Origin of the sequence: Bacillus sp. SORGH_AS_0510 (genome assembly GCF_030818775.1) — a bacterium.
In the GTDB taxonomy this organism is placed as follows: Bacteria; Bacillota; Bacilli; order Bacillales; family Cytobacillaceae; genus Neobacillus.
Map to the genome: position 1 here is coordinate 3,005,118 of NZ_JAUTAU010000001.1, position 13,669 is coordinate 3,018,786.

Consider the following 13,669-nt stretch of genomic DNA (forward strand, 5'->3'; position numbering starts at 1 on the left):
TGCCTGTCACCTATCGCAACATTACCCCTGTTAAAAAGGTTAAAAATATGTGTGTGCCGAGTTTGACTGTTGGTTGAACTTGGGTGTCTTTAAGCGGGTCAAGGCAGACAATGTCCATTGTTTTCACTTTTGGATGTTTGGCAGCTGCTAGTACCCCATCTAGCAGTTCTGCTGTTGTCATTCCACCTGGCGTTGATGCAGGTACTCCTGGTGCATACGCAATATCTAGAACATCCATATCGACGGTTAAGTAAATCGTATCCACCTTGGCTTCTAGTTCCTCCAAACAGTGGCGGATTGTTTCTTCTATTCCTTTTTTTCTTGCTTGACGAAGTGTATAGTAGTTAACCCCTTTTTCATCGGCAAATTGCTTCAAATCTTTCGTGTTAAAAAAACCATGAAGACCGATATTATACATATTACTAGGTTCTACCGTCCCACTCTCAATTAGGTTCCTCATCGGAGTCCCATTTGACGGCCCATTATCAGATAGGTCCCTTAAATCAAAATGGGTATCAAACTGAAGGATTCCAATCTTCTCCTGCGGTTTAGCCTGATGCAGACCTTTTACCATCATGGCTGTTATCGAATGATCGCCTCCAATTGCACACACCGTGGATGTGCCGAAATGCTGATGCAGTGCATTAGAAGCCGCAATGATATTGTCATGGCATTTGCGGATATCGGTGACATGCATAGGAACGTCCCCCGCATCCACCGCCGTCATGTTAGAAAGATCAATATCTTCATCCAGATTATAAGTAGTAAAGCCCTTCCATAAACGCCTGAAAGCATCTGGAAATTCAGATGCTCCTGACGCACTAATTGATGAGCGGGAAAGAGGCACACCGACTACTACAAAATCAGTGTCCTTGCATTGTTCGGGATCCGAGTCAGCAGTCAGTGGTTGAATCCATTCATGAACCTTTTCCACTCTATCTCCGTTATCTGGTTTTACCCAAGTAAAACTCGGTGGATTCAATTTAGGATAAAGAAAGCTTTTCAACTAATTGCCCTCCCTTAACAACCACCCGACCATTTTTTACTACTGTATCTGTGTGGTTCACACCATAAGAGTATTGAAGTTTCATATAGTTCCCCACATTAAATACGGTTATGTCCCCTTTTTTTCCAACTTCTAAACTACCGATTTCACTTCCACGGTTAATGGCATGTGCTGCATTAATCGTAGCGGCCGTTATTACCTCTGCAGGTGTCATTCCCATTTTCAAACAGCCAAGATTCATAATAAATGGTAAAGAAACCGTTGGTGAAGAACCTGGATTGCAATCTGTCGAAAGTGCCACTGGTACACCGAGATCAATCATTTTTCGTCCGTTAGCGGATTCAGCCATTAAGAAATAGGCAGTTCCTGGAAGTAATACTCCAACGACCCCTTTTTCCGCCATTGCCTTCATCCCTTTTTCCGAGGCTCTTAATAAATGGTCTGCAGAAATCGCACCTACTTCTGCCGCAAGCTCAGCCCCCTCATACGGCTCAATTTCATCCGCGTGGATTTTTGGAATCAACCCGTAACGCTTCCCTGCTTCAAGGATTATACGAGATTGTTCTGGCGTAAACACCCCGTGTTCACAAAAAACATCATTAAATTCAGCAAGTCCCAGCTCTGCAACCGTAGGGATCATTTCTTCGACTAGCAACCTCACAAACTCATCTGGATCTTGTTTATATTCCTTTGGAACCGCATGTGCTCCCATGAACGTTGCTACTACATCAACCACGTGCTGTTCATTTAATTGTTTCGCAACTTCTAACTGTTTTAGCTCGGTATCCCATTCCATTCCGTAGCCACTCTTCGCTTCCACTGTCGTAACCCCGTGGCGCAAAAATTGATTTAAACGCTCATAGCTCTCCTGAAAAAGTTCATCGTGTGTTGCTGATTGTGTCCGTCGTGTAGTCGCATGAATTCCTCCGCCAGCATTCATGATCTCCATATATGTCGCCCCTTGAAGGCGCATATTAAATTCATTTTCTCTACTTCCGGCAAAAACAAGATGGGTGTGCGGATCGACGAGGCCTGGTGTTACCAGCTTGCCACTCGCATCCACTACTTCGGCTTCATGCATCCGACTAGCAAACTTCTTGACTAGCTCTTCATCTTTACCTACAGCCTGAATCACTCCGTCTTCAATCCAAACGCTTCCGTTCTCAATAATGCCAAGCTCAGACATCGCTCCTTTTACAAGGGGAGCTTTTGAACTCCCCTGTAAGGTTACGAGCTGAGAAGCATTTCTGATAAAAACTGCCTTACTCATATCTATCATCCTCTCAGTCTCGGAATTAGTCCTGTTGTAACATTGGCATTTTGATGCCCTTTTCCTTTGCGGTTTTAATAGCAAGCTCATAGCCAGCATCTGCGTGACGAACTACACCCATACCAGGGTCTGTTGTAAGTACCCTTTGAAGGCGGATTTCCGCATCCTTCGTTCCATCTGCTACGATTACCATTCCGGAATGTTGAGAATATCCCATTCCTACACCGCCGCCGTGATGTAGTGAAACCCAGCTTGCTCCACCAACCGCATTAATCATTGCGTTAAGGATTGGCCAGTCGGAAACCGCATCACTTCCATCTCTCATAGCTTCTGTTTCACGATTTGGTGAGGCTACCGAACCTGCATCCAAGTGGTCACGGCCGATGACGATTGGTGCTGATACTTCTCCTGAAGCGACCATATCGTTAATGACTTTTCCAAAGCGAGCTCTGTCTCCATACCCAAGCCAGCAAATACGCGCAGGGAGTCCTTGGAAGCTGATTTTTTCCTGCGCCATTTTCACCCATTTACAAAGATGTTCATCATCCTTGAACTCACGGAGTAATGCTTCGTCAATTTTCCGAATATCTTCTGGGTCTCCGGATAATGCTGCCCAGCGGAAAGGACCTTTTCCTTCACAGAACAATGGACGGATGTAAGCAGGAACGAATCCAGGGAAATCAAACGCATTTTCCACTCCTTCATCTTTTGCCACCTGACGGATATTGTTTCCATAGTCAAAAGTGATTGCCCCTTTTTCCTGCATCTTTAACATTGCCTTCACATGGATGGCCATACTTTGTTTAGAGAGCTTCACATATTTCACTGGGTCTTCTTTACGAAGGGCTGCTGCTTCCTCTAAGGTAAAACCAACTGGTACATATCCATTCAGCGGATCATGTGCAGAGGTTTGGTCGGTTAACACATCTGGATTAAAGCCCTTTTCAATCATAATTGGAAGAATTTCAGCTGCATTGCCCAGTAAACCAATCGATAACGCTCTTCCTTCAGCTTTAGCTTCATGTGCTATTTTTAAGGCTTCATCCAGGTCCTTTGTTTTAACATCCAGATAAGCTGTTTCCAATCGGCGGTCAATTCTTGTTTCATCCACATCAATAGCCAAGCACACGCCATCATTCATTGTTACAGCTAACGGTTGAGCTCCGCCCATTCCGCCAAGTCCTGCTGTTAAAGTAATTGTATGTTTTAAAGTTCCCGCGAAAGATTGTCGTGCAAGTTCAGCAAACGTTTCATATGTTCCTTGCACAATTCCCTGGCTTCCGATATAAATCCAGCTGCCTGCTGTCATTTGCCCATACATCATTAAGCCCTTTTTATCGAGTTCATGAAAATGCTCCCAATTGGCCCAAGCAGGTACCAGGTTGGAGTTTGCAAGCAGTACACGCGGTGCATCCTTGTGTGATTTAAATACAGCCACCGGTTTTCCGGATTGGATGAGCATTGTTTCATCATTTTCTAATTCAAGCAAAGTTTTCACGATTGCATCATAGGATTCCCAGTTACGAGCTGCCTTTCCGATTCCGCCATAAACCACTAAATCTTCAGGACGTTCGGCTACATTTTGGTCAAGATTATTCATTAGCATCCGTAGTGCCGCCTCTTGAATCCAGCCTTTCGCGTGCAATTCTGTCCCTTTATAATTTTCAATCACTCTAGATTTCTTAGTATTTGTCTCCATTCATTCCACTCCCTTATCTAATATTCTACTTTTATTATAAAAATAAAATCTTCTGAAAAATACGAATACGTTAATAGATAAAGGGTAATTATTTTATATTATTGATAGATATTTTTTGTACAAACCCTTTAAATCTATAATATTTTTAGTTAGTTGTATTTTATTTATGTTTTATTGAGTTGAATTTATGTTGGGTGGATCAATAATCTGAATAGAAACACAGCGACATTGTCTAACACTACCTCTTCTTCTGACAGTATTGGGTTATATTACCTATCTTTGTCAGAACTTGAACGAACTTCTGACAGTGTTGGGCTTTTTTGAGGTTAGTCTAAAAAGTGGACACGTATAAATGAGATTTAGTTTATAATACAATCATCATTTAAAAGGACGTGTTCATATGAAGAAACATCATACTCAAGAGTACAGAGATTATGTTTCAAAGTTAGTTGTTGAAGAAGGGAAAAAAGCCACAGATGTTTCTAAGGAATTAGAGATCTCTTATAAGACTGTTAGTCGTTGGGTGGCAGCGTATAAGGAGAAAGTAAATGTTAGCCAGGAAGGTAAGGAATACATTACACCTAAAGAGCTTGAAAAATTAAAAAAGCAACATGAGAAAGAATTACAACAGTTAAGAGAGGAAAACGAAATTTTAAAAAAGGCGATGCACATCTTCACGAAAAACCAAGCGTAATATATACCTTTATTCAAGCCCACTCTGATGAGCACGCTGTGGAGAAGATGTGTGAAGTTCTAAACGTTTCAAAGAGTGGCTATTATAAATGGCTGAAGAAGCAGAACCAACCGCAATCTGAGAAAGAAGTCTATCGTTCGGAGATCAAACAGAAAATAAGTAAGTCCTTTCATGAAAGTTTTGGGACTTATGGAAGTCCTAGAGTTCACGCTGACCTTGTGGAATGGGGTTATATCATTTCACAAAAAACCGTGGCTCGTATGATGAAAGAAATGGGATTAAAGGCAACGTCGAAAGAGAAGTTTGTAGTCACAACAGATTCCAATCATGACCTATATATTTATCCTAATCTGCTTAACCGACAATTTGACGTAGAAGAACCTAATCTAGTTTGGGTATCTGATATTACGTACATTTGGACTTTAGAAGGCTGGATATATTTATCTTCTGTAATGGACCTTTACTCCAGAAAAATTGTGGGGTGGAGTCTTGCCTCACACATGAGGAAAGAGTTATGTATACAAGCATTAAAGATGGCGATCATTTCAAGACAGCCCGGTACAGGAATAGTTCATCATTCTGACCGGGGTTCCCAGTATTGTTCTAAAGAGTATATTGATATTTTGAAAGAGCAAAAAATGAATATAAGTATGAGCAAAAAAGGTGACCCTTACGATAATGCTTGTATAGAATCCTTCCATGCCACAATTAAGAAAGATTTGATTTACAGAAGGCGTTTTAGGACCAGGGCCGAAGCTATAAAAGCAATTAATTCCTATATTAGTGGTTTTTATAATGAAAAACGAAAACACTCGACTTTAGGGCATTATTCACCAAATCAATTTGAGAGATATCACCACCAAGATAAAGTAGAAAATATCTCATAGGATAGCCATTTGGTATTAGAAATAGTCAATCAAGGTTATCGATTGACTATTTCTAATACCTGACCAAGCGAAGTGCGGTAGTGGTTTTGGCTTTTAAAATCTCAAATTTTAGTGTCTACTTTCTTGACAGAAGACCATTTTTTACCTACCTCTGTCAGAACTTGAGCAAACTTCTGACAGTGTTGGGCTTTTTTTACCTATCTCTGTCTGAACTTGAACGTACTTCTGACAGTGTTGGGCTTTTTTCGCCCGAGTTTGTCAGAACTTAAACATTCTTCTGACAGTGTTGGTTTATTTTCATCTGACTTTGTCCGAACTTGAACCAACTTCTGACAGTGTTGGGCATTCTTTACCTACCTCTGTCAGATCTTGAACAAACTTCTGACAGTGTTGAGCTTTTTTTACCTACCTCTGTCTGAACTTATCAACTAAACCTATAAACAAAAAAGACCCAGTATGAACACTGAGTCTGCTATTTATCCCCTATTCATTTTTTGCATACGAAACTCCCGTGGTGACATGTTATAGGATTCACGGAACATTCGGCTAAAATAATTGGCATTTTGATAGCCCACAAGGATGGCAATCTCCTTGACGGGCTTTCGTGTTTCTATTAATAGCCGCGTCGCTTCCTTCAATCTTATCCCTGTTAACACCTCTGTAAAGCTGGATCCCATTTTCGTAATCAGCAGATGACTGAAGTAGGAAGGATTTCGATCCACATATTGCGCGACATCCTCCAACCTGAGGCTTCTATTCGAAAAATTACTCTCCATAAAGGAAATTCCACGTTCAATCGGATCTTGTTTGAGGCTTTGGGCCATTAATTCTGCCCCATGAAATATTTTTTGAATAAACAGGATCAGATTTTGTACGGTTCGATAGAGCACGGTATCATAAAGGATGGAATTGAAGATCGTACGATATTCCTTTTCATACATGGGATCTTCATTTAACTGGTACGTCTTCATAAACCGTCTGATTTGAGCCAGGATACTTGTTAGTCTAATTCTGACTAACCCGGGATCAGGATAGGGTTCTTTTAATTGTAGAAATTCATCGTACAGCCGCTTCTTTATATTTTCTATATCGAGAGCATTGAGCATGTCAACCCAGTCCCTTTGCTCTGGCGGTGCTAAGAATGGATCCATGTGTTCCCAGTCTAGTGAATACTTGAACTCAACAACCTGCCGATATCCTTTATAATAGGTAAAATCAAGCATTTTTCTGACTTCAGAATACTTTTCATTCAAGGTTTTCGTTGAGTGTTGGTCACTGTAGACAACAATTCCAAGTGGATCTGAGAACTCCTCTTCCCATTTCCTCATGGCTTTTTGACATTGCTCCGTACTATTGTGACATTTCTCTTTGAACAAGAGAATAACCATATCAGTCAGTACAAAACTCCCATGTAAATCATTGAATGGATAATCAGCCAAAAAGGAATGTAGTGTGCTAACCATGTCTATACTTTCAGATTGAAATGCAGCCATATGGAAATTTTCTGTGTCAGATGTTTGTGGTATAAATAAAGCCTCATATGTCAGTTCTTTATAGTTCTCTATTCTAGGTACTGATGGGACGTTTCTCCCCAGTTTTCGTGAAGCCTTTTGAAAGGCTGTTTTCACCTTTGTTGTTGAAAAGGGTTTAATCATTAAATCTAGGGCCTGCATTTCAATAGCTAGACGAGCCCTTTCAAACGTCGCCTCTGCGCTAGTTAGAAGTAGGATAGGATCATAGATATGCATGAGGTCACGGAAGGTAGACCATTCTTCTTTTGTGATCATATCCAACTCCATTAATACAATATCAGGACATTCTTTTTCAAATGTTAAAATAAACTCCTGAAAATCAGCCGCTAATGAAATGTCTGTAACTGGGATGGATGAAGTTTTTAACAGCCATTTTAGCCCTTCTCTTTCATTTAAATCCCGATCGGCAATCAGCCATTTTCCTTCCACTGTACGTTCGTCCCTTCTAACTGCTATGTCCATTTCAGTGTACACTATTTAAAAAGGTTGGATAAGATTCATTTTTTTAGCTTTGTTAAACTAGTATGTTGAATTCCGCTCCAATCAACAGGGGTTAAACATCAACAATGTTCTCTAACACAGCCATTTTTTTAGAAGCAGAATGAATTCCTTTTAGTATGTAAACCCTAATAAAAAAATTAGGGGTGAGTATGTGAAAAGAATTATTACATTATTAATCGTCTCATTTTTATTTTTTTACAATCAGCCTGTTTTCGCTAGCAGTAAACAACTAAAAGAACCCATTAGGGGGATTTATGTAAAAGCATCCAGCACAAATGGTCCGAAATTCAATCAACTTCTGAATCTCGTCGATAAGACTGATTTGAACGCAATGGTGATTGATATTAAGGATGACCACGGTAACTTGACTTTCATACCCGAAAAAAATTCACCCTATTACAGAGCTAGCCAACCTTATATTAAAGACCCAAAAACACTTATTAAGACGTTAACAGAGCATCATATTTATCCAATCGCTAGAATTGTTGTTTTTAAAGATAATGTTTTAGCCTCGTCTCGCCCAGACTGGAGTTTTCAGACTTCTAATGGAATCTGGAAGAACTCACGTGGAGATTCGTTTACCAATCCATTTCGAACAGAAGTGTGGGATTATAATATTGGGATGGCCATTGAAGCAGTCAACCTTGGCTTTAAGGAAATTCAATTTGATTACGTAAGATTTCCCGAAAAGTTTGAAACGCTTGAGAAACCTCTTTCTTATATGGGTAAAAAAGAAGGAAGTAACCGAGTAGCTGCCGTAACAGGGTTTGTTGAATATGCAAAAGAGAAACTCTATCCCTACAAAGTAAAAATGTCTGTTGATACCTTTGGAAATGCCACTGTTATTCCTGAGGCAAGTGGGATTGGACAAAACTTCTCAAAAATTGCTGAACATGTGGATGTTATTTCAGCTATGATTTATCCCAGCCATTGGACCGGAAATTTCGGAATTGCTAAACCGGATCTTGAGCCCTATCGATTGGTTGAAGAATATGCAAAGGTGGAAAAGACCAGATTGAAATTACTAGCCTCCCCACCGATATCCAGGCCGTGGCTTCAGGATTTTACCGCAACTTGGCTTGGAAAAGGTAATTATAAAGTTTATGGAAAAAAAGAAATTGAAGATCAAATTCAGGCCTTACAGTCACAAGGAATTCAAGAATTTTTAATTTGGAATGCTGCAAACAACTATACAGCAAATGTGGATTATACCCCATAAATAGTCAGAAGAGGTTTGCCTTGGAGTCAAACCTCTTCTTATCGTTATATTATTTTACCGCGGGTTTAGAAAACAAAACGGCAGACGCTAATCCAATAATTAAAGCCAAAAGATGCACAGTTCCAGTAGACAGCGAGATAAAATTAACTACATCCCCATTTCCATCCTTCATGAATCTTAATGAAACCTGCAGGACCAAGGGCTGATAAATCAGTAGAAAAGGAATTACTACTAATAGTAACGCCATCCAATTTCTACCGATAAAATATTTGGCTAAAAGAAAATAGACAATTCCCACAAGAGCTGCCAATCCATAAACAAAAAAGTTAATATATTCCAGAGCACGTTCTGGCTGATCAAAATAAGCAACGATATGTACATAAAAAAGCCACAAAATAGAAACTAAAATGGCCAGCACTTGTGTTTTAACAATTAATCGCATTCAACAATTCCACCTAATCATATTTACTAGTTTTTCTTTCATTATAACAAAACAACTAGAAAAGAAAATGAAAGCCTTTTGTTTGTGGTTTAAAGTTTATGTTATAATAAACTCTTAACAAAACAAAACGGAATGACTGTTTATATTAAGTTGGGAGCGAAATTTTTATATGATTAAAATTGATATACCAAATCCAGATATAGTGATCACGAAGAATAAGCAGGTGGGAGAAAAAGTTGAGGCGCCACTAAGCAGTGTTTATGGATTTACTGATTACAATAAAATTCCACGTGATAAAGGTGGTATTATCTTATTTTTTAATGCCGATGATGAACTCTTGTTCGTTGGTAAGGCAAGAAAGTTAAGACCACGTGTAAAACGTCACTTTGAGGACCAAGTATCTCCAATTAAACTCCACCGCCATGAGGTATATAAGATTGCTGTTTGTGTAATAGAGGACGCTATGGAAAGAGAAATTTATGAGACCTATATTATTAATACACAAAAAGCAAAATACAATATCGATAAAGTATTCTATAAATAAAGAAGACATACGAAAGGGCAGGTAAAAACCTGCCCTTTCGCATTTTAATCAAAATTTAAACTTATTTAGAATAATCAACATCAATATTTACTATAGGATTGTATTTCTTCTCGGTCACCGCCATAATCCTTGCAATCTCCGGATTTGTTCCCATCGTATAGCGTTCAACCTCTATGAATTCCATACCACTGACATTATAGGCGTGCTTGATTTTTGATTGCATTTCAGTCTGTCCTTTAAATTCAAATTTATCAGCTTTAATTCCCATTCCAGCGAGACATTGGCTTAACCCTTTAAAGTAATCACAATAACTAGCAGGAAACAGAGTCATAATTTTGGCACTGCCTTCAATAAATATGATTTCCACTCGACTGTTGCCGTAGGAATAAGACACTGCAGGAACCTTGAGATTACCTTCAAAAGTAAGAATTAATTTTCTTGATTTTTCTGGTTCTCCCAACACTTTCTTCACTTCATCCTCAGTTTTGTTATTGACCTTGCTAAAATTAAAATTTTTAGCTAATTCCATTTTCTTTTTCTCATCTTCTGGGTTTGATGGAACTGGTGTGACTTTAACAGGAGCGCTCGCTTTTGTTGAAGCAGTCACTACACGATCTTTTTTATCTGCTGCAAAGTTCACGCTTTTTTTCTCCCCTACCATAAACGGAATGATAAATAGAGAAGCCGCTAGACCAGCAAATATGATTGCAACAGCCACTTTTTTACTATTTCTTCCTTTATGATTTGTATGTTGAACCGAGTCAATATGAGGATACTTGACCAATACAAATGATGTAGGATTTATAGTATGTGGCCTTGAATTCTCTATTTTTACCACTGCTCTTTCCTTTTTCTTTTTAACCAGTATATAATCATGCTTCATTTTCTCCTCTAATTCCTTTTTGATCATATTTACAATACCGATTAGGAAAAAGAAGCCTAGCATGACACAAAGGACAATCCAAGGAAAATGAATAAATACTTCAAAGTTCTGCCCGATAAGCCCTGACCATTCGTTTGATAGAGATGCCGCTCTCGGAGGAGTTTCATAGCCAAATATCCCCTCTGCAACTGCTCCACCTAAGAAAAATTCAAATAAGCCTAGGTGCATGATTAAGACGAGGGTAGCTAAAAACTGTTGAACCATCATTAATAGACCATAAGACTTAAAATACGGCAATAAATGACGACGGATTAGAAAGAAACTATTTGCTCCCATTAGGTATGAGCTTTCAATAAACGTTCGCTTTCTTAAATCATTGACTATTTCTAACGATGAGAGAGCCACTGTAGGAAAAGCTACTAGAAATAAAATGAATATTTGAAACATCATTGTGTACATCATTGGAAGTTGATTGGTAGCAGATGCTATTGGACTCATAAACGTAATTGCAATAATTAAGGTTGGAACATACCTAAACCCGATAAATAAGTCTTTAAAATAGGGAACTGCCTTTGGGAGCCAAAAGGAAAAAATGATTCCGGTGAAACCCCCAAAAATAACCCGTAAAACCGTAACAAAGATGGCACAAAGGACAGTTACCTTCATTCCATCTATCATCATAAGCATAAGATCTTGACCATTTTCATCTGTCCCAAATGGATGATTTAGAGATGGTGGAAAAGGTGCCTTTCCTATTACTGAACCATCATGATCATAAATTAACGTTTGCTTATTATAATCTTCTGGACCAAAAACAGGATAAAGGAGACTCAGTAGTAGGACAATCAATATCATTCCTGTGCCGAAGATCGTTTTTTTATAGCTTTTCATTACAGAGCCTCCTCTTTACCTCTTGAACGGATGGACAATACACCAATAACTAATTCAATAAGAATAATTGGTATGGTGAAGAGAATGATATCAAGCACCGCCTCCACACTACTCAATGTACCTAAGTTTCCAATATGAGAAGTGTAGGCTCTTAAACTAAAAAGATATTCAACTAGGAATAGATTAGATAGAATGACCCAGATTAATGTTCTCAGTTGAACAATAAACATAGGAAAAATATTTCTTAACATATGAATCAGGTAAATTTTCGTAAAGGCTAACCCCTTTGCCTTTGCGAAAATAGCGTAGTCCTTTTCCATTTCCTCGCCAAAAGCATTGATTAGAAATTGTGCTAAAAAGAATGTCGGGAGGAAAGAGATAATTACAATTGGAATAAAATACGGATTACCAGTAAACCCATAAAGCTGAAACAGCTTAATTCCTGTGTTTTTGTATATGGTAATGACTAATATTTGCAACGCAAAAATGACGAGTAAATCAGGAACTGCTTCACTGAAGTTAATTACACTTCTTAACTTTCTTCTTATTTTAGCTGGGGACATGATGACAATTGCTGCGATAAAAAATCCAACTCCCAATGTAAGTGCAGTAGAGGCCAAAAATAGTTTCATAGAATACAGATAATTTTGGAGCATATCTGTTTTCATCCACCCCATGAAAAAATCCGTTTTATAAAAGTGAGTTAGTTCATTGAGTTTATTGGCAAAAACTGTTGTGAAAGCTTTACTATCGAAAATAAAAGCCCCTTCATGTTCACCGAATAAGAAGGGTGTGGATAGAAAAAGTGCAAAGCCAATCACAATGCAAAAAGCTCTAAGTATGTAATGAACGATACGCTTCAAATGGTAACCCCCTTTAAGACAAAAAATCTCCTCATTTATTAAGCGTATAAACATTCAAAAAAGTTACACTTTTTGGAAAATATTTTTTGTAAATTAAAAAGAAGGCAGAGTCTACCTTCTTTTTTACTGGGCTTTTTCATTGATTGCCCCCATATTTAAGTATCATTTCTTTTTCGATATGACTTGCACGAATGCCGAAACGAGGCTTCAATGGTTCTACTCTTTCTTCTAATAGAATCTTTGTTGCAAGAAATGGAAAATTGATGCCAGATAAACAACTGATATGCAACCCACCGCTCATTCGTGGATTAATTTCAAGTAGTTTTGGAATGCCTTTGTTATATTTCACCTGGATGTTAAACACATAAGGCAGTTTATACTTATCATGGAACTTATGTGCGATTTGAATAAGTTCTAAGCTTTCAACTAACTCTCTTACACGGCCTTCCCCCTTCATACGTGGTATGGCAGCATACAGCCTCTCATTGGAAGCAAGACAATCAATACTATATTCTCTGCCTTCTAAGTACTCCATTACCATTAACTCGGGGAACGTCTCCTGCTGACTTAATATTTCACATGCATATTCATATGGAATCCGGTGGCCTACTCCTTGATAGAACAGCTGTTGGATCGACTCGATCTGATCCTTAATCACCCTGAAGCCGTTTGCCCCTTCACCAATCACAGGTTTAAAGCAAACCACATGTCCTTTTTCCTTTAATGAGAAATATGCATTTTTAAACTCTTCTACCGTATGGACCACTTCATATTCAGGTATGGATATGATGGGATTGCCCCTCGCTAAATCTCGGTAAGCAGCTGCTTTATTATCCATTGTCTCCATTAGCTTTGCATCGGGACAAACTAGTACCTTTACCCCAAGACCTTCGAAATCAATCAGTCGTTGGGATATACGGACATTCTCTTTTCTAGGAATAAAAATATCAATGGCATGTGTTTGACAAAAATCTAAACAAAAAGCTATATACTCATCACCTGATATGTCAGGCTCTACGAAGGCATGGTCGCAATTCTGCAGGTAAAGTGCATCCTTATTGGGATGGGTTCCGTATATAGTGACCTTTCTACCCTCTTCATTTGCCCGAATCATATCAATATAATGCGATACTGTTGTAAACCATCTATTAAACCAAATCTTCATCTGAATCCTCTTTCTTGTTGTAGTAAGACCTTTTCCATTATGCGCTAATAAAAGAAATTTTATAATTTTAATT

12 protein-coding genes are annotated in these 13,669 nt (G+C 38.6%); 4 read left to right on the forward strand and 8 right to left on the reverse strand.

Going from position 1 to position 13,669, the window contains the following annotated elements:
* Positions 1-10: 10 nt before the first annotated feature.
* The 3 genes from QE429_RS15450 to hutU are packed head-to-tail and all read right to left on the reverse strand — an operon-like array spanning position 11 to position 3,975.
* A complete protein-coding gene (locus tag QE429_RS15450) occupies positions 11-1,006 on the reverse strand; it encodes an agmatinase family protein (RefSeq protein ID WP_307288165.1) in 996 nt (331 codons plus the stop codon).
* Positions 984-2,276, reverse strand: coding sequence for an imidazolonepropionase (hutI, locus tag QE429_RS15455; protein ID WP_307288167.1), 1,293 nt, complete (start codon positions 2,274-2,276; stop codon positions 984-986). Before hutI ends, QE429_RS15450 begins: the two co-directional genes overlap by 23 nt.
* 25 nt (positions 2,277-2,301) lie before the next feature.
* Entirely contained in the window at positions 2,302-3,975 is a 1,674-nt protein-coding gene (gene hutU / locus QE429_RS15460; protein WP_307288168.1) for a urocanate hydratase, read from the reverse strand.
* 400 nt (positions 3,976-4,375) lie between these two features.
* Between hutU and QE429_RS15465 the strand changes: the two genes are divergently transcribed.
* Both QE429_RS15465 and QE429_RS15470 read left to right on the forward strand, forming a co-directional pair.
* A complete protein-coding gene (locus QE429_RS15465; protein WP_307288169.1) occupies positions 4,376-4,669 on the forward strand; it encodes a transposase in 294 nt (97 codons plus the stop codon).
* Positions 4,597-5,556: an IS3 family transposase gene (locus QE429_RS15470; protein ID WP_307290844.1), complete on the forward strand. Its 960-nt coding sequence runs from the start codon at positions 4,597-4,599 to the stop codon at positions 5,554-5,556. Before QE429_RS15465 ends, QE429_RS15470 begins: the two co-directional genes overlap by 73 nt.
* Before the next feature lie 476 nt (positions 5,557-6,032).
* On the opposite strand, the gene QE429_RS15475 is transcribed toward QE429_RS15470, so the two are convergent.
* Entirely contained in the window at positions 6,033-7,550 is a 1,518-nt protein-coding gene (locus QE429_RS15475; RefSeq protein WP_307288170.1) for a helix-turn-helix domain-containing protein, read from the reverse strand.
* Between the two features lie 214 nt (positions 7,551-7,764).
* On the opposite strand from QE429_RS15475, the gene QE429_RS15480 reads away from it, so the two are divergent.
* Entirely contained in the window at positions 7,765-8,808 is a 1,044-nt protein-coding gene (locus QE429_RS15480) for a putative glycoside hydrolase (protein ID WP_373463262.1), read from the forward strand.
* Positions 8,809-8,857: 49 nt separating this feature from the next.
* Here QE429_RS15480 and QE429_RS15485 read toward each other — a convergent pair whose 3' ends face one another.
* Positions 8,858-9,250 (reverse strand): hypothetical protein, encoded by a 393-nt coding sequence (locus tag QE429_RS15485; protein ID WP_307288172.1) that lies wholly within the window; start codon positions 9,248-9,250, stop codon positions 8,858-8,860.
* Between the two features lie 169 nt (positions 9,251-9,419).
* On the opposite strand from QE429_RS15485, the gene QE429_RS15490 reads away from it, so the two are divergent.
* Positions 9,420-9,794 carry a nucleotide excision repair endonuclease gene (locus tag QE429_RS15490; RefSeq protein WP_307288173.1) on the forward strand — a complete coding sequence of 125 codons (375 nt, stop codon included), beginning with the start codon at positions 9,420-9,422 and terminating at the stop codon, positions 9,792-9,794.
* A gap of 61 nt (positions 9,795-9,855) precedes the next feature.
* On the opposite strand, the gene QE429_RS15495 is transcribed toward QE429_RS15490, so the two are convergent.
* The 3 genes from QE429_RS15495 to QE429_RS15505 all read right to left on the reverse strand — a co-directional run bounded on the left by QE429_RS15495 (position 9,856) and on the right by QE429_RS15505 (position 13,596).
* On the reverse strand, positions 9,856-11,568 hold the full coding sequence (locus tag QE429_RS15495; protein WP_307288174.1) for a hypothetical protein: 1,713 nt from the start codon (positions 11,566-11,568) through the stop codon (positions 9,856-9,858).
* On the reverse strand, positions 11,568-12,431 hold the full coding sequence (locus tag QE429_RS15500; RefSeq protein ID WP_307288176.1) for an ABC transporter permease subunit: 864 nt from the start codon (positions 12,429-12,431) through the stop codon (positions 11,568-11,570). The genes QE429_RS15495 and QE429_RS15500 overlap by 1 nt, the downstream gene beginning before the upstream one ends.
* Positions 12,432-12,567: 136 nt before the next feature.
* On the reverse strand, positions 12,568-13,596 hold the full coding sequence (locus tag QE429_RS15505) for an ATP-grasp domain-containing protein (RefSeq protein WP_307288179.1): 1,029 nt from the start codon (positions 13,594-13,596) through the stop codon (positions 12,568-12,570).
* Positions 13,597-13,669: the final 73 nt, after the last annotated feature.

Excerpts from the sequence above, each read along its gene's own strand:
- QE429_RS15475 (WP_307288170.1), bottom strand. The coding sequence starts at position 7,550 with ATGGACATAGCAGTTAGAAGGGACGAACGTACAGTGGAAGGAAAATGG.
- QE429_RS15465 (WP_307288169.1), top strand. The coding sequence starts at position 4,376 with ATGAAGAAACATCATACTCAAGAGTACAGAGATTATGTTTCAAAGTTA.
- hutU (WP_307288168.1), bottom strand. The coding sequence starts at position 3,975 with ATGGAGACAAATACTAAGAAATCTAGAGTGATTGAAAATTATAAAGGG.
- hutI (WP_307288167.1), bottom strand. The coding sequence starts at position 2,276 with ATGAGTAAGGCAGTTTTTATCAGAAATGCTTCTCAGCTCGTAACCTTA.
- QE429_RS15495 (WP_307288174.1), bottom strand. The coding sequence starts at position 11,568 with ATGAAAAGCTATAAAAAAACGATCTTCGGCACAGGAATGATATTGATT.
- QE429_RS15490 (WP_307288173.1), top strand. The coding sequence starts at position 9,420 with ATGATTAAAATTGATATACCAAATCCAGATATAGTGATCACGAAGAAT.
- QE429_RS15485 (WP_307288172.1), bottom strand. The coding sequence starts at position 9,250 with ATGCGATTAATTGTTAAAACACAAGTGCTGGCCATTTTAGTTTCTATT.
- QE429_RS15505 (WP_307288179.1), bottom strand. The coding sequence starts at position 13,596 with ATGAAGATTTGGTTTAATAGATGGTTTACAACAGTATCGCATTATATT.